Origin of the sequence: Sphingopyxis granuli (assembly GCF_001559015.1) — a bacterium.
GTDB classification, from domain to species: domain Bacteria; phylum Pseudomonadota; class Alphaproteobacteria; order Sphingomonadales; family Sphingomonadaceae; genus Sphingopyxis; species Sphingopyxis granuli.
Genome location: NZ_CP012199.1, coordinates 423,771 through 443,559, shown reverse-complemented (window position 1 = coordinate 443,559; position 19,789 = coordinate 423,771). Strand labels below are relative to the sequence as shown.

Here is a 19,789-nt window from a genome sequence, read left to right as displayed (position 1 = left end):
GGGTTGGACAGCGCCGCCGATCCGATATACTTAGTATCCTAAGTTCAAAGGATGGGCCATGCTAAAATTCGATCGGCTGACCGCGACCGCCGCACCGCTCCCACTCGCCAATGTCGACACCGACATGGTCATACCGGCGCGCTACATGACGTCGCTCACCCGCGACGGGCTGGGCCGCCACCTGTTCCACGAACTGCGCTACCGCGACGACGGCGCCGAGCGCGATTCGTTCATCCTCAACCGCGGCCCGTGCCGGAACGCGCAGATATTGATCGCCGACCGCAATTTCGGCTGCGGCTCGTCGCGCGAGCATGCGGTGTGGGCGCTCACCGATTTCGGCATCCGCTGCGTCATTGCGCCCAGCTTCGGCGACATCTTCGCGAACAATGCGCGCAAGAACGGGCTGCTGCTGGTCCGCCTTCCGGACGCGCTGTGCCAGAGGCTGCGGCGCGAGGTCGAACTGGCGCAGTTCGCGCCGATCACCGTCGACCTCGCCGAGCAGCGCATCGACCTCGCCTCCGGGGAATCGCTAGCCTTCACCGTCGATCCCGACGACCGCCGCACGCTGATGGAGGGGCTCGACGACATCAACCGCACGCTGCGCCACGCCGCCGCGATCGCCCGATTCGAATCCGCCCGCGAGGCGCGTTCGGTCGGGGATTCGTGAGTATTCCGGTTTCAACGGGGTTATCCCCACCTTCGTCATGCTGAACTTGTTTCAGCATCCATGCCCCCGGAAACAAGTTGACGATCGTCCCGGTCCGGCACGGATCGTTCCCCGGCGAAAACGCCATCAGGACTCCGGCCTTCGCCGGGGAACAGGCCCCTTGCCCGACCGCCGGGCATATAGGTCAAACGCGATGAGGGTGGCGCAGCGAAGCTGAACGCAGGCACGCCGCTCAGCGCGGCGCGTCGAGGTCGTCGGGCGCGGCGATCGCGCCCGCCACCGCGCTCGCCGCCGCAAGCGCCGGGCTCATCAGATGGGTGCGGCCGCCGCGCCCCTGGCGATTCTCGAAATTGCGGTTCGACGTCGCCGCGCAGCGCTCGCCGGGATGCAGCCGGTCGGGGTTCATCCCGACGCACATCGAGCAGCCCGGCTCGCGCCAGTCGAAGCCCGCGGCGCGGAACACGGCGTCGAGTCCTTCCGCCTCGGCCTGTCGCTTGACCAGCCCCGACCCGGGCACCGCCATCGCGCGGACGTGCGGCGCGACGCGGCGCCCGCGCAGCACTGCGGCGGCGGCACGCAGGTCCTCGATCCGGCTGTTGGTGCAGCTGCCGATGAACACGCGGTCGAGCCGCTGCCCGGCGATCGGCTGCCCGGGCGTCAGGTCCATATAGGCGAGCGCCCGCGCCGCGGCGGCGCGCGCCTCGGCGCTGGCGAAGCGCGCCGGGTCGGGGACGTGGCCGCCGATTCCGACCACCTGTGCCGGATTGGTGCCCCAGCTCACCATCGGACCGACGGCGGCGGCATCGACCCACAGCTCATGGTCGAAATGCGCGCCCTCGTCGCTCGCCAGCGCGCCCCAGCGCGCCAGCGCCGCGTCCCACGCCGCCCCCGCCGGCGCGGCCGGGCGCCCCTTCAGATAGGCATGGGTCGTCGCATCGGGCGCGATCAGCCCGGCGCGCGCGCCCATTTCGATGCTGAGGTTGCACAGCGTCATCCGCGCCTCCATCGACAGCGCGCGGATCGCCGACCCGGCATATTCGATGACATGCCCGGTCGCGCCGTCGACCCCCAGCATCGCGAGCAGGTGGAGCGCGAGGTCCTTCGCGTGGACGTGCGGCGCCAGCGCGCCGTCGACCGTGATCCGCATGTTGCGCGAGCGGCGCTGGCGGATCGTCTGCGTCGCGAGCACATGCTCGACCTCGCTCGTCCCGATGCCGAAGGCGAGCGCGCCGAAGGCCCCGTGGGTCGAGGTATGGCTGTCGCCGCACACGATCGTCATCCCGGGCTGCGAGCGCCCCTGTTCGGGGCCGACGACATGGACGATGCCGTTGCGCGGGTCGCCCATCGCGAACTGCTCGACGCCGAAGCGCGCGCAATTGTCGGAAAGCGCCTCGATCTGCGCGCGCGCCTGGCCGTCGGCGACCGCGGCGGGCCCGCCCGCCTGTTCTTCGGTCGGGACATTATGATCGGAAAGCGCGAGCGCCAGCGCGGGCCGCCGCACCGGCCGGCCGGCGGCGGCGAGCGCGGAGAAAGCCTGCGGCGAGGTCACCTCGTGCAGCAGGTGCAGGTCGATGTAGAGCAAGGTCTCGCCATCGTCCTCGGCGACGACGTGCGCGTCCCATATCTTGTCGTAGAGTGTGCGCGGCGCGATCATCGGCGGGCAGCCTTTCCGCGCCGGGCGCGCGCGGCGAAACGACTCGGGCGCAGCGCGCGCCGAGCCGCCGCCATCCTTTCGTCGCCGCCTTTCGATTCTCGCACCGCCGCGCTCCCCCGACGCGCCTCCCGCCTGCCGGGCGGAGTCGCGCAAAATACTTAGATATCTAACTTGTAGCCAATCCACTCCCGATGTAGCAAGCGCTTTTCCGGGGATTTCCCCTTTTTCAGCCTGATAATACTTAGTACTTGAAGTATATTTTTCCTATGCTAATGGAGCCGTGGGACGTGAGGATCGCAGACCCGTCGGTGCCGGACACAGGCCGGGGCCGCATCGCGAGTGAAGAGGCAAAAAGCCCCCAGGACTCCCGTTCCACCAAGGCAGCGGCCGTATGACGGTTCGCCGCGCAGATGCGCGGGCGGGCGCGTGCGTCCGCCCATCAGGGAGGACATGATGAAAACCGCATTTCTGTTTCTTTCGGTCGCCGCCGTCGCGCTGACGAGCGCGCCCGCCCACGCCCAGTCGGCCGACGAGGGCGCTTCGGGCGGCGGTTTCGGCGACATCGTCGTCACCGCGCAGCGCCGCAGCGAGAGCGTGCAGGACGTGCCGATCTCGATCTCCGCGTTCAACAGCGAGATGGTCGAATCGAGCGGCAGCACCAATATCACCAGCCTCAACGGCATCGCGCCCAACGTCGTGCTGCAGACGCAGGGGCTGGTCGCCAACGTGCCGATGATCTCGATCCGCGGCATGAGCACGGCGGACCCCGATCCCAACGCCGACCCCAAGGTCAGCACGATCATCGACGGCGTCTACATCCCCTTCGTGTCGAGCACGATGCTCGACCTGTTCGACGTCGAGCGCATCGAGGTGCTGAAGGGTCCGCAGGGCGTATTGTTTGGCAAGAACAACCTGGCCGGCACGATCAACGTCATCACCGCGCGGCCGACCGACGATTTCAGCGGCGAGGCGCGCGTCACGCTCGGCTCGTTCGGGCTGAAGCAGTTCCGCGGCAAGCTCAATTCGGGCCGTTTCGCCGACGACGCGCTGGCGGCCAAGGTCTCGGTCAATTTCCGCGACTATAACGGCTACGCCCGCAACGTGATCACCGGCAACCGCCTCAACGGCGCCAATGTGAAGTCGGTGCGCGGCGCGCTCAACTTCGACCGGGGCGGCGCTTTCGATTCGACGATCGTCGCCGACTGGCTGAAGCAGAAGACCACCGGTCCGGCGCCGCACGTCCTCGACAACGGCGATGCCAACTGGGACCTGCTGCCCGACGTCGTCAAGACCGACGTCCGCAAGGCGGCGGTGCTGTTCGATCCCTATGCCAACACCGAAACCTATGGCGGGTCGTGGACCTCGAACCTCGACGTCGGCTACGGCACGATCACCTCGGTGCTCGGCTATCGCCACCTGACCTATGTCACGCGCGGCGATTTCGACGGGCTGATCGATCCCCGTCCGGCGCTCGATGTCATCCGCGATTTCTCCGGCGAATCGAAGAGCGGCGAGCTGCGCTATGTCTCGCCGGCGGGCGAGCCGGTCGATTTCGTCGTCGGCCTCTATTACCAGACCGACAAGTGGCGGCAGTTCAACACGGTGTTCGCGACCCCCACGACGACGACGTTGGCGCAGCTGCACCAGAACACCGAAAGCTATGCGGTCTTCGCGCTGGTCAACGCGCACCCCGTCGAAGGGCTGACACTATCCCTCGGCGGCCGCTTCAGCCATGACAGCAAGAAATACGACATCGCGACGCAGGTGCGCACGAACACCACCTCGGTCGGGAACCTGACCGGGGACGCCTATACCCAGGCGGTGATGCAGTCGCTGCTCAGCGGCGCGCAGCTTTCGTCCTTCGCGACCAGCCTCAAGGCGTCGTGGTCCGAATTCACCCCGCGCCTGACCGTCGAATATCGCGTTTCGCCGAGCGCGATGATCTATGCCAACTATTCGCAGGGCTACAAGGCGGGCGGCTTCAACTCGCGCGGCACGATCGCGGAGAATGTCGGCCCCTATAACCCCGAATATGTCAACGCCTTCGAAGTCGGCGCGAAGACCGACCTGTTCGACCGGCTGCTGCGCTTCAACGTCGCGGGCTTCGTCAACAACTACCGCGACCTTCAGGGGTCGGTGACGAAGATGGGCGCCGTCCGCGCGGAGAATATCACGACCAACATCGCCGCGGCGAAAATCTACGGCTTCGAGGTCGAGACGCTGCTGCGTCCGGCGGACGGCCTCACGATCGGGGCCAACCTCGCCTATCTCCACGCGCGCTATACCGATTTCTGCGCGGACACGAACGGCGTCTTCACCAACGGGGCGCCCGAACCCGGCCAGTGCGGTCCGGCGCAGCCGATCCTGATCAACGGCGTGCCCAACGGCACCTTCGCGGTCCCCACCGATTCGTCGGGCCTCGACCTCGCCAACGCGCCCAAGTGGAGCGGCAGCCTGGCGGTCGACTATGCGATCCCGATGTCGTTCGGCGAGATCAAGCTGCACAGCGACGCGCGCTATTCGTCGCGCTTCAACACCTGGGGCCGCAGCAACCTGCCCGGCTATTACCGCGACGAGGTCGTGCTGCTCAACGCGAGCGTCGCGGTCGCGGGCGAGGACGACCGGTGGAAGGTCACCCTCTACGGTTCGAACCTCACCGACCAGAAGGTGATTTCGGGCGCGACCAACGCCGGCGCGACCCCGATCTCGCAATTCTATCAGCCGCCGCGCGAATTCGGGGTCGACTTCGCGGTCAAATTCTGACGGCCATGTCCCGCGGCGCGAACCGGCGCCGCGGGATTTTCTGTTTCTGCAAAAGGACCTATACGGGAGAGTCTGATGACCTGGGATCTGGATCGCCGCACGTTCGTCGGCATGGGGGCGCTCGCCACCGCGGGGCTGGCGCTGCCGGCCTATGCGAAGAACGGCCGGAAGCTGAACGTCCTGATGATCGTCACCGACCAGGAACAGAGCATCGCCAGCTATCCCAGGGGGCTGCTCGAAAAGCTGCCCGCGCACCGCGAGCTGCTCGAACGCGGGATGCTGGTCGAAAACTACCACGTCCACACCACCCCCTGCACCCCGTCGCGCTCGACGATCTTCCAGGGGCACCACACCCAGCAGACGGGGCTGTTCCTCAACAGCGACAACGCTCCCTATCCGGTCGCGGCGGAGACGATGCCGACGCTCGGCCACATGATGCAGGCCGCGGGCTATTACACCAGCTACAAGGGCAAGTGGCACCTCAGCCGGATCAACTTCGACCGCAACTGGACGCGCATTCCGGGCGGCATCTATCCGACCACCGAGCATGCGATGGAGAAATACGGCTTCCACGACTACGGCTTCGACGGCGAGGAGGTCGGGCTGACCTGGGACGGCTATCGCGCCGACCGGTTCGTCGCCGGCGACGCGGCGCGCTCGATCTTCGACTATGCGCAGCGCGACAAGGCGGGCGGCAAGCCCTGGTTCCAGGTCGTCGGGCTCGTCAATCCGCACGACATCATGTTCTATGACGCGACCGGCAAGCAGGCCGAAAGCCGCCCCGATCCCAACATATTGGGCCCTCTGCGCCGCGAGCCGGGCGACCCGCTCTATGCGGTCGACAACAAGTTCGACCTGCCCGAAAGCTTCTACAAGGACGATCTGTCAGGCAAGCCCGAGGCGCATCGCGCGATCGTCCGCCTCAACGACCTCTTCTACGGCGCCATGCCCCACGACGACGAGGAAAGCTGGCACCGCTTCATCAACTATTATTACAACTGCCTGCGCGACGTCGACCGCAGCATCGGCCAGCTGCTCTGGGCGCTCAAGGAAAGCGGTCAGATCGACAACACGATCATCATCTACACCAGCGACCATGGCGAGCGCGCCGGCGCGCACGGGATGCGCCAGAAGGGCGCGACCATGTACCGCGAAGAGGTCAATATCCCAATGATCGTCGCCCACCCCGATTTCGCGGGCGGGCGCACGACACGCGGGCTGATGGGCGCGATCGACCTCGCCCCGACGCTGATGAGCCTCGCGGGGCTGTCGGCGGACGAGCAGAAGACGCGTTTCCCCGGCCTGCCCGGGCTCGACGTCTCGGGGCTGCTCGCGGCGCCCACCGCGCCGACCGAGCGCGACCGGCAGGGGCATCTCTTCAACTATGCGGTCGCCCATTATTGGGAGCCGACGTCGGTCGCGGCCAACCGCGCCGCCAACCTGCCGTCGGGCGAGCCCGATTACGGCAAACGCTTCGATCTGTCGAAGCGCCGCCTGCACCGCGGCATCCACGACGGCCGCTACAAGTTCGCGCGCTATTTCGCGCCGGCGCATCACCACACGCCGACCGACTGGAAGACGCTGACCGCGATGAACGACCTCGAACTCTACGATACGAGCTCCGACCCCGGCGAGATGGTCAACCTCGCGAACGACCCGAAGCACAAGGCGACGATGCTGCGGCTCAACAAGATGGTCAACGCGCTCGTCGCGCGCGAGGTCGGGGCCGACGACGGCCGCGAATATCCCGGGCCGACGGAGATGTACAACCAGCCCACCTGACCCCCGCACCCCTGCGATCGCTTCGGATCGGCGCCGGAATCGAGCGAATCCCGCTGGGCTTTGCCGGCGCCCGCCCGCAGCATCGCGGGCGTGAGCGACAGCGGCGGCCATATCCATCTCGTCCTGCCCGACCCGGTCGAGCGCGCGGCCTGTTTCCGGCTGCTGGCGCGCGGCGCCAACCGCGTGGTGCGCAGCTTCGCCAGCGCCGACGCCTGGCTGGAGGCGCAGGACGGTGCGCGCGGCGGCATCCTGCTGCTGCGCTGGCGCCAGCCCGGCCCGACGAGCGGCGCCGCGCTGCTCGACCGGATCGCCGGGCGCGGCGACCTCATCGCCTTCGTCGCCGCCGAGCGGCTCAGCTTCGACGAAGCGCGCGCGATCCTGCGCGCGGGCGCGCGCGACCTGCTGCCCGCGCCGCTCGACCCGCGGCTCGTCCGCCGCACAGTGGAGGCGGCGCTCGACGAGTGGCGCGAACGCGAACGCGCCGCCGCGCGGCACCGCGAGGCCGCGGCCCGGCTCGCCGCGCTGACCCCGCGCGAGCGCGACATATTGGAGGCGGTCGCCGCCGGGCTCGGCAACAAGGCGATCGCGCGGCGCTTCGACCTCAGCCCGCGCACCGTCGAGGTGCACCGCGCCAGCATGATGCGCCGCGCCGGCGCCGCCAGCGTCGCCGAGTTGCTGCGGCTGCATTTCACCGTCGAGCAGGAGGGCGCGCGCGGCGGCAATCCGGTCCATTTCGGCGCAGGCGCGACCGGCGGCGCCGCGCCCCGCCTATAAGGAGATCGAACGGCGGTCCGCCCTTGAGTTGGTCCCCATCGGCGTCGCCGTTCGTCTGCACGGGCCCAACCCCACCTGGACCGTGCGTCCCACGCGTGCCGGCGGAGGAGGTTCCACCTCCGCCGGCCGCAACCTAAAGCGGCGTGCCGTAAATCTGCATCACTCCCAATCGTTCGGATTCATGGCTCGATGCTCTACCCCGCCACCAGCGCGCGCTGCTCGGCGCGGCCCATCGCCAGCAGGATCGGATCCGACGCCTGCCGCTGCGCAAAGGCGGCCTTGCTCGTCAGCCCCTGCCAGCCGATGCCGATCAGCGCCTGCGCGATCGCGCCGCCCAGCGTGTCGCCGGGGCCCGGCAGGATGATGACGTCGGGCGCATATTCCTTCACCGCCACCTGCACCGACAGCGCGAAATCATAGGGCGCGAGAATCTGGTGTCCGAAGCTGTAGTCCCACAGCATCGCCGGGTCGGCCGAGAAGCACCGCCAGATATGCCCGCGCCCATCGACCAGCGGCAGCGCGGGCCGGCCGAACAGCGCCGCCGGCAGTTCGGCGCGCGCGCGTTCGGCGCTGCCCGCCATCAGCGGCGTGTGGAACGGCCCGTGCCCGGCGAGCCGCAGCGGGTCGCGGCCCGGCGTCGGCGGCGCCTCTGCCAGCAGCGCGGCGAGCCCCTCCTCATTGCCCGCGAACACCAGCATCCCGGCAAGGTCGATCGACAGCGCCAGCGCATGCCCCGGCCGCGCGTCGATCGCGGCGGCGAGCGCGAGCAGCGTGTCGCGCAGCCCCGGCACCGGTCGCCAGTCCGCATCGACGATCTGGAGCAATATCTGCCCGCCCGGCCCGTGCGCCTGGCTGTTGAGCCCCATCGCATTGGCGATGCGGAAACCGTCGGCGACCGACACCGCGCCGCCGATCGCGAGCGCGCTGTACCAGCCCATCGAATTGCCGAGCGCCGCGACGACGTCGTAGCGCTCGCGGTCGATGCTCAGCCAGTCGAGCAGCGTCGCGGCATAGATCAGCGGCGCCGCGACGTCGCCGCGCATGTGCGTCGCGACGCTGAAGCGGTCGGCGCCGTCGAGTTCGCTCACCGTCGGCTGCCCGCGCGCGCGGCGCTGCGCGTCGAAATCGGCGATGAGGTCTGCGAAGCGCGCGCCGTGCAGCCGCGCGATGCTGCCCAGTTCGCCCTTGCCATAGGTGCCGCGCCCCGGCGCGACAACGATCGCGGTCTTCTTGTTCGCGGTCATCCTGCCCTCCGTTCGTGCTGAGCTTGTCGAAGCACCGTTCTTCTCTTTCTTCTCTCTTCGGTTCAAAATAAGGACAGCCCTTCGACAAGCTCAGGGCGAACGGATTTGAGGATCAGTCTCTGGAAAGAAGCTCCCGCGCCGCCGCGACGATCGAGTCCCGACTCGGCAGCGTCAGCGTCGCCGCCTTGCCCAGCGGGATGAAGCTGTCGTCGGCGGCGATCCGCGCGAGCCGCTTGCCCGGCGCGCGCTCGGCGAACAGCGCCATCAGCGCCTCGCTCTGCGATCCGGTGATCCGGCATTCGTCGACGATCAGCACCCGCTCCGCCGCGCCGGTCGCGGCGAGCAGCGCGTCGGCGTCGAGCGGCGCCAGCCAGCGCAGGTCGATCACCCGCGCCGCGACGCCCTCGGCGGCGAGCAGCTTTTCCGCCTGCCGCGACAGATAATATCCGTTGCCATAGGTGACGATGGCCAGGTCGGTCCCGTCGCCATGCACCCCCGGCTCGCCCAGCCGGATCGGCGCGCCTTCGCCCGGCGCCTCGTAGACGCTGGTCCACAGCCCGTCGCCCTCCGCGTGCAGATCGCGGGTCATGTAGAGCGCGATCGGCTCGACGAACACCACCACCCGCTGCTCCTCGCGCGCCAGCCGCACGCATTCGCGCAGCATCGCCACCGCGTCGCGGCCGTTCGACGGCACCGCCAGGATCAGCCCCGGAATGTCGCGGAATACCGCCAGGCTGTTGTCGTTGTGGAAATGGCCGCCAAACCCCTTCTGATAGCCGAGCCCGGCGATGCGGATCACCATCGGGTTCGCATATTGGCCGTTCGAGAAGAAGCTGAGCGTCGCCGCCTCGCCGCGGATCTGGTCCTCGGCATTATGGACATAGGCGAGGAACTGGATCTCGGGCATCGGCAGGAAATCATTGTGCGCCAGCCCGATCGCGAGGCCGAGGATCGCCTGTTCGTCGAGCAGGGTGTTGACGACGCGCGCCGAACCGAAGCGCTGATGCAGCTTTGCGGTGACGTTGTAGACGCCGCCCTTCGGCCCGACGTCCTCGCCCGCGACGACGATCTCCTCGTGCGCGAGCATCAGGTCGGCGAGCGCCCACGACAGCAGCCGCGCCATGTGCATCGGCTTGCCCATCTGCGCGGCGTCGCCGCCGAACAGCGCCGCGCGATCCTCGGCCGACGGCGTGTTCGCCCGCGCGCGCTCGCGCCTCGGCGGGATCAGGCTTTCGATCACCCCGGCGGCAGTCGTGATCTTCGGCCGCCGGATCGCCGCCTCGGCCTGCCGCGCCAGCGTCGCGCCGATCTCCTCATAGGCCTCGGCGACCTCGGCCGCGGTCATCCAGCCGCGTTCGGTCATCAGCGCCGCGCCCGCCAGCAGCGGATCGCGCGCCTCGTCGGCCTCGATCAGCGCTTTCGGCAGATAGGCGCCCTGCACGTCCGACCCGGCATGGCCGTAAAGCCGCACCGTGCGCATGTGGAGGAACACCGGCTTGCGGGTGCGGCGCGCGAAGTCCGCCGCTTCTCTCGCCCCGGCATAGGCGGAGACGAGATCGCTGCCGTCGCACGCGATATAGTGCAGCCCCGCGCGCTGGCGGAACTGCGCCGCGATCCAGCCGTCAGGGGTGCGCGTGGAAATGCCGATACCATTGTCCTCGCACAGGAAGATCAACGGCAGCGGCGTCCGCTGATACGCCGCCCAGCCCGCGGTGTTGAACGCGCCCTGCGCGGTCGAATGGTTGGCCGAGGCGTCGCCGAAGCTCGCGAGCACCACCGCGTCGTCGGGCAGCGGCAGGCCGGTGCGCCCCAGCCGCCGCGCGATGCCGATCGAAAAGGCGGCGCCGACCGCCTTGGGCAGGTGCGATGCGATCGTCGAGGTCTGCGGCGGGATGGAAAGCGGCTTCGACCCGATCACCTTGTGCCGCCCGCCCGAAATCGGGTCCTCCGCCGACGCAGCGAAGCTCAGCAGCATGTCCCAGTGGGGGGTCTGCCCCGGGAGCTGGCGCGCGCGGTGGAGCTGGAAGGCGTTCGAGCGATAGTGGAGGAACGCCATGTCGGTGACGCGCAGCGCCGCCGCGACCGCGGCATTGCCCTCGTGCCCCGACGACCCGATCGTGTAGAAACCCTCGCCGCGCGCCTGCAGCGCGCGCGACAGCCGGTCCATCTGGCGGCTGTTGAGCTGCGACAGGAAGATGTCGGTCGCCTCGGCGCGCGACAGGCCGACGGCGCCCGGATCGGGGGCATCGGCGCGATCGGGCAGCGCGCCCGCCGTCAACGCCGCGAGGAATTTTTCATGCACCGTCTGTGCCGCGTCCACGCCGATCCTCCTGCTGCGCCTTCGCCATCCGGTTACGCCTGCAACCATCGCCGCCTTTGCCGTGCGGTCCCCGGCGGCGCAAGCATCTCTTGCCTTGCCGCGCCGCCTCGCGCTACCACCTGTCGCGATGAGCGAGCGGCGCGGGGCCTGTTTTTCCACATGATGGCATTGGCAATCGCCCAGGCGTCGGCGGCTGCCCCATCCGCTGCGGCATCCGACCGGGGATGGCTGCTCGACCCCGAACTGATCGGCCCGGGCTTCGGCCAGACGATGGCGTCCGGCAGCATCCAGACCAGCATCCCGCCCCCGCCGCCGGTTCCCGAAACGCCCACATGGCTGTTGGCGATCGGCAGGGCGCTCGCCCGCTTCTTCGAATGGAGCGCGCCCGCCGGCAAGCCGTTGCTGTGGATCGTGGTGGCGCTGCTCGCGCTGGTTCTCCTCTATCATTTCGTTCCCGCCTTCGCGCGCCTTGTCGATGCGCTGCGCCGCCGGCGCGGCGACGCGCCCGCGCCCGACCCGGTGGGGACGGCCGAGGCGGGCGCGGCGCGCGCGCTGCTGGCGGAGGCCGACGCGCTCGCCGCAGCGGGCCGCTATGCCGAGGCGGTCCACCTGCTGCTCTTCCGCAGCATCGAGGACATCGCGGGCCGCCGTCCCGGCCTCGTCCGGCCCGCGACGACCTCGCGCGCTCTCGCGGGGGCGCGCGACCTGCCCGGCGCGGCGCGCGACGCCTTCGGGCGCATCGCCCGCGCGGTCGAGATCAGCCTGTTCGGCGGCCGGCCGATCGACGCCGCCGCGTGGGAGCAGTGCCGCACCGCCTATGCCGAGCTGACCGTCCCGCGCGCCTGGGCGCGGACATGAGCGCGGCGCCGGACGCCGAGGGCGGCTTCGATCCGCGCCTGATCGCGGGGGTGGTGGCGATCGGCGTCGTCGCCTTCATCGCGCTGTGGGCGCTCGTCGCGCTCGGCCCCCAGCTTTCGAGCGGCAACGACGGCGGCGGCCACGCCCTGTCGCGCGCGGCGCCGGGCTATGCCGGGATCGTCGACCTGATCGAGCGCGCGGGCGGCGATGTCGAGCTGCGCCGCCAGCCCGGTCCGCGCACGGGCTATTCCGACCAGCCGCTGCTGATCCTGACCCCGACGCATCGCACCCGGCCGGACGAACTGCGCGCGCTCGCCGACCGGCAGGGCGGCCGGCTGCTCGTCATCCTGCCCAAGTGGCAGGCGATGCGTACGCCCGGGCAGGGCGGCAAGCCCGGCTGGGTCGCGCAGGCCTATCGCAGCGCGCCCTCTTCGCGCCTGGTCGAGGCGCTCGTCGGCCCGGTGCGCATCGATGCCTCGAAGGCGGGGCCGCGGGCGGTCGCCGCCGACGTCGCGGGGCGCCGCTTCACCGCGCATCTTCCCGACCGCGCGCAGACGATCGCGGGCGGTGCCCTGGAAACGCTGGTCGCGGCCCCCGACGGCGGCGCGGTGCTGGCGCGCGCGACCGACCGCGACCTCTATATTCTTGCCGACCCCGACCTCGTCGACAATCTCGCCTTCGCCTCGCGCCAGAAGGCCGAGGGCGCGGCGCTGCTGATCGACGCGGTCGCCGAGGATGCCGATGCCGACGGCTTCGCCTTCGACCTGACGCTGAACGGCTTCGGCGGCCAGCGGTCGCTGCTCCGCTTCGCCTTCGTGCCGCCCTTCATCGGCATCACCCTGTGCCTGATCGCGGCGGGGCTGCTCGCGCTGTGGCAGGCCTGGATGCGCTTCGGCCCGACGCTGCGCCCGCAGCGCGCGATCCCGGTGTCGAAGGCAGCGCTGATCGCGAACAGCGCCGACCTGATCCGCCAGGCGCGGCGCGAGCTCGACGGCGCCGACGCCTATGTCCAGGGCCAGCGCCGCGCCATCGCGCGGCGGCTGCACGCGCCCCCCGGCCTCGACGCCGCGGCGACCGACGCCTGGATCGACCGTCGGATGCGCGCCGACGGCCCGCGTTTCTCGGCCCTTGCGCGGCGCCTGCCGCTGGCGCGGAGCCGGCACGATTTCCTTGCAGACGCACAGGCGCTGCATGCCATCAGGAAGGATCTTCTCCGTGACAGCTAGTTCCATCGACAGCGTCCGCGCCCTCGGGGCCGCGATCGAGGCAGAGGTCGCCAAGGCGGTGATCGGCCAGGCCGATCTGACGCGCATGGTGACGATCGCGCTGCTCGCGGGCGGCCATGTGCTGCTCGAAGGCCCGCCGGGCACCGCCAAGACGCTGCTCGCGCAGGCCTTCGCGCGCGCGGTCGGGCTCGATTTCGGGCGCATCCAGTTCACCCCCGACCTGATGCCGGGCGACATATTGGGGTCGAACCTGTTCAACTTCCAGACGTCGAGCTTCACGCTGACCAAGGGACCGATCTTCACCGAGCTGCTGCTCGCCGACGAGATCAACCGTACCCCGCCCAAGACGCAGGCGGCGCTGCTGGAGGCGATGCAGGAACGGCGCGTGACGCTGGGCGGCGAGCCGCACGCGCTCAGTCCGCGCTTCACCGTCCTCGCGACGCAGAACCCGATCGAGCAGCAGGGCGTCTATCCGCTGCCCGAGGCACAGCTCGACCGCTTCCTGTTCAAGCTGGTCGTCGATTATCCCGACGCCGACGCCGAACGGCGCATCGTCACCGAGCATGGCGGCCGCTTCCGCACCCCGGCGGTCGCCGATTTCGGGGTCGAGCGGATCGCCGACGCCGACGCCATCGCCGCCGCGATCGACGCCATCGCGACGGTCCGCCTCGCCGACGAGATCGTCGACTATATCGTCCGCCTGATCCGCGCGACGCGCGCCAGCCCCGACCTCGAATGCGGGGCGAGCCCGCGCGCCGCGACCCTGCTCGCGCGCGGGGCGTGCGCCGCGGCGGCGCTCGACGGGCGCGACTATGTGATCCCCGACGACGTCCAGCGCCTCGCGGCGGGGGTGCTGCGTCACCGCGTCATCCTGTCGGCGGCGGCCGAGATCGAGGGCCGCGACGTCGAACAGGTCGTCGCCGCACTGCTCGAACGCGAAGAGGTGCCGCGGTGATCTACCCGACCCGCCGGGCCATCTATCTGCTGCTGCTCGGCGCCCCCGCGGCGCTGCTGCTCGGGCTGGCGCGGCCCGAGCTGTGGCTCGTTGCGCCGGGATGGATCGCGGTCATCCTTGCCTGCCTCGCGCTCGACGCGCTCGCCGGGCCGCATCCGCGCCGGTTGGCGCTCGACGCGCGGATTCCGCATCAGGCGGGGGTCGGCGATCCGTTCGAGCTGGCCTTCACCGCGGCGGGCGGCGCGGTGCCGCCGCGCGCCGACATGGCGCTCGCGCTCGACGAGCGACTGGCGCCCGGCGGCCGCATCGCCGCGACGATGCGCGCGGGCGGCGCGGGCGCGATGGGCGGGGTGCTGTCGGCGACGCTGACCCTCGCGGCGGCGCGGCGCGGGCCGGCGCCGGTCGAGGCGCTGTGGCTGCGCTGGGCGGGGCCGCTCGGGCTCGCGTGGAAACAGCGCCGCTTTCCGATCGGGCACGTCGTCGCGGTCGTCCCCAGCCTGCGCGCGGTGCGCGAGGAGGGGGCGCGACTGTTCCGGCGCGGCGACTGGTTCGGGCTGCGCCGCCAGCAACTGCGCGGCGAGGGCAGCGAGTTCGAGGCGCTCGCCGAATATCATCCGGGGATGGACCGCCGCGCAATCGACTGGACGGCTTCGGCGCGCCACGGCCGCCTGCTCGCGAAGGAATATCGCGTCGAGCGCGACAACCGGCTCGTCCTGGCGATCGACGCCGGGCGGACGATGGCCGAACCGGCAGGAGGCATGCCGCGCGTTGACCGCGCGGTGTCGGCGGCGATGCTGCTCGCCTATGCGGGGCTGAAGCTTGGCGACCGGATCAGCCTCTTCTCCTTCGCCGCGCAGCCGCAGGCGCTGACCCCGGCTTACATGCACACGCGCGATTTCCCGGCACTGCAGCGCGCGGCGAGCCGCATCGACTATGCGCCGGTCGAAAGCAATTTCACCCTCGCACTGGCAACGCTGTCGGCCGGGCTCGACCGCCGCTCGCTGATCGTCCTGTTCACCGAATTCACCGATGCGACCAGCGCCGACCTGATGATCCGCGCCGCCGGGCGGCTGGTGCGCAAACACCGGCTGCTGTGCGTCGTGCTGCGCGACGAGGAGTTGGAGAGCGAGGAGCGCCGCCGCCCCGAACAGGCGTCGGACGTCACCCGGTCGAACGTCGCCGCCGCGATGCTGCGCGACCGCCAGCGCGTCATCGCGCGGCTCCAGCGGCTGGGCGTCGAGGTGATCGAGGTGCCCGCCGACGCGATGGGCGCCAGCGTCGTCGAGGCCTATCTGGCGATCAAGCGCCAGGGCAGCCTGTGATGCCGCCCGCGATCCCGGCCCCCGAAGCGCTCGCCCGGCTCGACACGCCGAATTTCTCGACCAGCCGCTTCCGCGCCGAGCGCGAGGCCGACTGGATCGCCTTCGAAACCCTGCTCGGTCGGCTCGAACGCAAGGGCGCGAAGGCGCTGACCAGCGACGAGCTGCTGCAACTGCCCTCGCTGTACCGCGCGACGCTGTCGTCGCTGTCGATCGCGCGCGCGACCAGCCTTGACCGCGCGCTGCTCGACTATCTCGAATCGCTATCGATGCGCGGCTATTTCCTGATCTATGGCGTGCGCGAGACGCGCTGGAGCCGGGTGCGGCGCTTCTTCCGCACCGACTGGCCCGCCGCGGTGCGCGCACTGTGGAAGGAGACGCTGATCGTCGCGCTCGTCATCCTGCTCGGCGCGCTGACCAGCTGGACGCTCGTCGCGCACAATCCCGAATGGTATTTCAATTTCGTGCCCGAAGAGATGGCGGGCGGGCGCGACCCGCGCGCCACGGCCGAATTCCTGCAAGCGACGCTCGGCCACGGCAAGGCGGCGGACGAACAACAGAGCGGGCTGCACATCTTCGCGACCTATCTGTTCACGCACAACAGCCGCGTGTCGATCCTGTCCTTTGCGCTCGGCTTTGCCTTCGGCGTGCCGACGATGATGCTCGAATATTATCAGGGGATCGGGCTCGGCGCGATGCTCGCGCTGTTCACGGGCAAGGGGCTGGGGGTCGATTTCGGCGGCTGGCTGTTCATCCACGGCACGACCGAGCTGTTCGCCGCCGCGCTTTCGGGCGCCGCCGGGCTGCGCATCGGCACCGCGATCCTCTTCCCCGGCGCGCGCGGCCGGCTGCAGGCGGCGTCGGAAGCGGGGCGCACCGCGGGCAAGGTGATGGTCGGGGTGATCCTCATGCTGCTCGCCGCCGGCCTGCTCGAAGGCTTCGGGCGGCAGCTCGTCACCGACACGCTGCTGCGCTATGGCATCGGGACGGCGATGCTGCTCTTCTGGCTCGCCTATTACTACCTCCCGCGGCGAAAGGACGCCGCATGACCGCCGTCGCGCGCCCGCGGCGCGACAAGGTCCGCGCCTTCGTCACGCCCGAGGGCGTCGACCTCGAACTGCGGATCGCCAGCGCGTCGCTGCGATTCGGGGCGTTGCTGATCGACCTCATGCTGCTGCTCGCGGCGCTGGTCGCCTTCACGCTGCTAATGGTCTGGGCGGGCTTCGCGTCGAACTCCGACCTGATGATCAGCATCTGGCTGCTCGGCGCCTTCGTGCTGCGGACCTTCTGGTTCGTCGGCTTCGAACTGGGCCAGCGCGCCGCGACCCCCGGCAAGCGCGCGATGGGCATCCGCGTCGTCGCGCGCGACGGCGGGCGGCTGACCGCCGATGCGGTGATCGCCCGCAACCTGATGCGCGAGCTGGAGATTTTCCTGCCGCTGATGATGATCGGCTTCGGCGCGGCAGAGGACATGGTGTCGGGCTGGACCGCGCTGGCGGGGGTGCTGTGGTCGGCGACGCTCAGCCTGTTCCTGCTGTTCAACCGCGACCGGATGCGGATGGGCGACCTGATCGCGGGCACCTGGGTGGTGATGGCGCAGCGCGCGAAGCTCGACCGCGACATGGCGGCGGGGGCGGAGGCGGGCGACGCTCTGCGCTTCACCGATGCCGAACTCTCGGTCTATGGCATCTTCGAACTGCAGGAGCTCGAACGCGTGCTGCGCGGGCGCGACGCGCGGGTGATGCGCGAGGTCGCCGACACGATCCGGCACAAGATCGGCCGGCCGATCGCCGAAGAGGATGACGTCTTCCTGCTTTCCTATTATCGCCAGCTCAAGACCCGGCTCGAACGCAAATTGCTGTTCGGCAAGCGACGCGAGGATAAATATGCCAGCGACTGACACCCTCTCCCTTTCGGCCAGCGAGGCGCTCGCCCGCCGCCGTTCGGTGCGCGCCTTCACCGACCGGCCCGTCGACCCCGCGCTGCTCGCGCGGATCTTCGAGAGCGCGCAGCGCGCGCCGTCGGGCGGCAACCTCCAGCCGTGGCAGGCGACCGTCGTCACCGGAAAGCGCTGGCAGGCGGTGCAGGACGCGGTCGCGGCGCGTATCGCGATGGGACGCGAGGGGTTCCAGCCCGAATATGACATCTATCCCCGGGGGCTCACCGATCCGTGGGACAGCCGCCGCTTCGGCGTCGGCGAGGCGCTCTACGCGTCGCTCGGCATCGCGCGCGAGGACAAGGCGGGGCGGATCGCCCAGTTCCAGCAGAATTACCGCGGCTTCGGCGCGCCGGTGATGGTCTTCCTCCATTGCTCGCGGATCATGGGGCCGCCGCAATGGGCCGACATGGGGATGTGGCTGCAATCGGTGATGCTGCTACTCGTCGAGCACGGCCTTGCGAGCTGCCCGCAGGAATGCTGGGCGATGTATGGTGCGACCGTGCGCGCCGAACTGGGGCTGGACGATGGGCAGATATTATTCTGCGGGCTGGCGATCGGCCACGCCGACGAGGAGGCGCCAGTGAACCGCTGGCCGGTGCCGCGCGTTGGGCTGGACGAAGTCATCGACTGGCAGGGATTCGACGCATGAACCGCCCATCCATCCGCTTTCGTTCCGCCGCCGCCGCGGCGCTGCTGCTCGCGGCCGCCGGCTGCACCGCGATCCCGGCGCCAGAGGCGCCGCCGCCCGCGCCTCCGCCGACCGCCGCGGTGCCGCCGTCCCCCGCGCCGCCGCCGGCCGCGGCGTGGGACGCACGCGCGCTCGACGGCGGCGCGTGGCGCTACGACGCCGGCAGCCGCACAGCCCGCTTCGTGCCCACCGGCGGCGCCCGCCCGCTGCTGACGATGGCGTGCAGCGGCGGCGTCATCCGCCTGACCGCCGGGCTCGACGGCCCGGTCGCGCTGCGCACCAGCGCGGGCACCGACCAGATCCGCTTCGACGGCGGCAGCGCGACGGTGCCGAACCGTGACATCCGCCTCGACCGCATCGCCTTCAGCCGCGGCCGCTTCGCGCTCGAAGGCGCCGGCCGCGTCCTAACCCTGCCGGTGCAGTCCGAAATCGGCCGCGTGATCGAGGATTGCCGATGAAACGCGCTCGGAAATGATGCGCCATCCCTTCTTCCGTTCGTGCTCAGGGCAAACGGCGCATTAACGGCACGCTGCTCTACGGCCTGTGGGGATTCGGGTTTCGGCGTGCTGCCCCATCCTTCGTCATGCTGAACTCGTTTCAGCATCCATGACCGGACCTTCCCTTCTGCGCCGCCTTTCATTCAAAGACGGGCCATGGACCCTGAAACCAGTTGGCAATTATCCCCTTCCGACAGGTGAGCGTTCCCCGGCGAAAGCCGGGGTCCAGCTACGTGCGCCTGCCTCGCATGGACCCCGGCTTTCGCCGGGGATCACCAGCGTCCCTGTCTCAAGGGTATAAACGCCAAACAAGTTCAGGGTGACGAATGAGAAAAAACGCGCCGAACCCCGGATTCCCGCAGACCGTAAAGGGATTCATATATTGGGGACCATCCTTGCGAGCGGCGAAGCCGCGCGGCAATCCGGAGCAGGCGGTAACCGCTCGTCGGCTCGTCATCCGCGCCCCCTGCCCCGCGCTGACACGGCAAGGCAGACCGCCCCGCGCCCGCGCAACGTCTCCTTAAAGCCACAAAGGATACAAACCGGACCCACCGATACGAGTTTTTGTCCCTTTAAGCCCCCAGCCGCACCGTGCCGCCGCGAATCCAGCCCCAGCGGCACGGGCCCTGATATTCGCGCGCCGCGGGCACCGGCTTGCCGACGCCGCACATGTCCTTGTCGGTGCCCGGCGCGATGAAGACGACGCCGAACCAGGCATCGTCGTCGGTCGCCTCGCACAGCGACACCGGCGCGCCGCCAGCCAGCTTCGCCTTGACCGCGCGCGTCTCGCCCGGCGCCCAATAGACGTCGGTGCCGCCGTCCTTGACGCGGCTGACGCTCGAACAGGCGGGCAGACTCGGCCCTTCGGTGCCGACCATCACCGGCCGGCTGGCGATCGGGTCGCCGGCCACCGCCGGGGCATTGTCGGCGGGCGGCGGCGCCGGCTTGGAACAGCCGGCGACCGGCAGCGCGATCAGCGCCAGCGCGCACAGCATCGAACGGGGAGCATATGTCTGTCTCATGCCGCGAAATTAGCCGTCCTGCGGCGTCGGTGCAACGCCCCCCGGCGCCGCGGCAAGAGGCGCATTTTCGCTTGGGTTTTG

At 69.9% G+C, this 19,789-nt stretch carries 16 protein-coding genes; 12 read left to right on the top strand and 4 right to left on the bottom strand.

The window, feature by feature from the left end; translation table 11 throughout:
* Positions 1-58: 58 nt before the first annotated feature.
* Positions 59-667: a 3-isopropylmalate dehydratase small subunit gene (leuD, locus tag SGRAN_RS02115; protein ID WP_067180358.1), complete on the top strand. Its 609-nt coding sequence runs from the start codon at positions 59-61 to the stop codon at positions 665-667.
* A gap of 232 nt (positions 668-899) precedes the next feature.
* On the opposite strand, the gene leuC is transcribed toward leuD, so the two are convergent.
* Complete coding sequence (gene leuC, locus SGRAN_RS02110; RefSeq protein ID WP_067180357.1) at positions 900-2,321, bottom strand: 3-isopropylmalate dehydratase large subunit; 1,422 nt, start codon at positions 2,319-2,321, stop codon at positions 900-902.
* 453 nt (positions 2,322-2,774) lie between these two features.
* Between leuC and SGRAN_RS02105 the strand changes: the two genes are divergently transcribed.
* The 3 genes from SGRAN_RS02105 to SGRAN_RS02095 all read left to right on the top strand — a co-directional run bounded on the left by SGRAN_RS02105 (position 2,775) and on the right by SGRAN_RS02095 (position 7,640).
* The gene (locus SGRAN_RS02105; protein WP_172709600.1) at positions 2,775-5,084 is read left to right on the top strand and encodes a TonB-dependent receptor; all 2,310 of its coding nucleotides are present in this window, start codon (positions 2,775-2,777) and stop codon (positions 5,082-5,084) included.
* A 75-nt stretch (positions 5,085-5,159) separates the two neighbouring features.
* Complete coding sequence (locus SGRAN_RS02100; RefSeq protein ID WP_067180350.1) at positions 5,160-6,866, top strand: sulfatase-like hydrolase/transferase; 1,707 nt, start codon at positions 5,160-5,162, stop codon at positions 6,864-6,866.
* A 90-nt stretch (positions 6,867-6,956) separates the two neighbouring features.
* Positions 6,957-7,640, top strand: coding sequence for a response regulator transcription factor (locus SGRAN_RS02095; RefSeq protein WP_067186822.1), 684 nt, complete (start codon positions 6,957-6,959; stop codon positions 7,638-7,640).
* Between the two features lie 194 nt (positions 7,641-7,834).
* Here the strand turns inward: SGRAN_RS02095 and SGRAN_RS02090 are convergent, their stop codons facing one another.
* Positions 7,835-8,884: an acyl carrier protein gene (locus SGRAN_RS02090; protein WP_067180348.1), complete on the bottom strand. Its 1,050-nt coding sequence runs from the start codon at positions 8,882-8,884 to the stop codon at positions 7,835-7,837.
* 112 nt (positions 8,885-8,996) lie between these two features.
* On the bottom strand, positions 8,997-11,204 hold the full coding sequence (locus SGRAN_RS02085) for a dehydrogenase E1 component subunit alpha/beta (protein WP_067180346.1): 2,208 nt from the start codon (positions 11,202-11,204) through the stop codon (positions 8,997-8,999).
* Between the two features lie 159 nt (positions 11,205-11,363).
* Between SGRAN_RS02085 and SGRAN_RS02080 the strand changes: the two genes are divergently transcribed.
* Genes SGRAN_RS02080 through SGRAN_RS02045 form a run of 8 tightly spaced genes read left to right on the top strand, consistent with a single transcriptional unit; the run spans position 11,364 to position 18,647 of the window.
* Positions 11,364-12,062: a DUF4129 domain-containing protein gene (locus SGRAN_RS02080; protein ID WP_067180343.1), complete on the top strand. Its 699-nt coding sequence runs from the start codon at positions 11,364-11,366 to the stop codon at positions 12,060-12,062.
* Entirely contained in the window at positions 12,059-13,288 is a 1,230-nt protein-coding gene (locus tag SGRAN_RS02075; RefSeq protein WP_067180335.1) for a DUF4350 domain-containing protein, read from the top strand. Before SGRAN_RS02080 ends, SGRAN_RS02075 begins: the two co-directional genes overlap by 4 nt.
* Positions 13,278-14,243: an AAA family ATPase gene (locus tag SGRAN_RS02070; RefSeq protein WP_237233703.1), complete on the top strand. Its 966-nt coding sequence runs from the start codon at positions 13,278-13,280 to the stop codon at positions 14,241-14,243. Before SGRAN_RS02075 ends, SGRAN_RS02070 begins: the two co-directional genes overlap by 11 nt.
* Positions 14,240-15,565: a DUF58 domain-containing protein gene (locus SGRAN_RS02065; protein WP_067180333.1), complete on the top strand. Its 1,326-nt coding sequence runs from the start codon at positions 14,240-14,242 to the stop codon at positions 15,563-15,565. Before SGRAN_RS02070 ends, SGRAN_RS02065 begins: the two co-directional genes overlap by 4 nt.
* Entirely contained in the window at positions 15,565-16,611 is a 1,047-nt protein-coding gene (locus SGRAN_RS02060; RefSeq protein ID WP_067180332.1) for a stage II sporulation protein M, read from the top strand. Before SGRAN_RS02065 ends, SGRAN_RS02060 begins: the two co-directional genes overlap by 1 nt.
* Positions 16,608-17,462, top strand: a complete 855-nt coding sequence (locus SGRAN_RS02055; RefSeq protein ID WP_067180331.1) for an RDD family protein — start codon at positions 16,608-16,610, stop codon at positions 17,460-17,462. Before SGRAN_RS02060 ends, SGRAN_RS02055 begins: the two co-directional genes overlap by 4 nt.
* Positions 17,449-18,150: a nitroreductase gene (locus SGRAN_RS02050; RefSeq protein ID WP_067180330.1), complete on the top strand. Its 702-nt coding sequence runs from the start codon at positions 17,449-17,451 to the stop codon at positions 18,148-18,150. Before SGRAN_RS02055 ends, SGRAN_RS02050 begins: the two co-directional genes overlap by 14 nt.
* Positions 18,147-18,647: a hypothetical protein gene (locus SGRAN_RS02045; protein WP_067180328.1), complete on the top strand. Its 501-nt coding sequence runs from the start codon at positions 18,147-18,149 to the stop codon at positions 18,645-18,647. Before SGRAN_RS02050 ends, SGRAN_RS02045 begins: the two co-directional genes overlap by 4 nt.
* A gap of 611 nt (positions 18,648-19,258) precedes the next feature.
* On the opposite strand, the gene SGRAN_RS02040 is transcribed toward SGRAN_RS02045, so the two are convergent.
* Positions 19,259-19,708 (bottom strand): hypothetical protein, encoded by a 450-nt coding sequence (locus SGRAN_RS02040; RefSeq protein ID WP_148650778.1) that lies wholly within the window; start codon positions 19,706-19,708, stop codon positions 19,259-19,261.
* Positions 19,709-19,789: the final 81 nt, after the last annotated feature.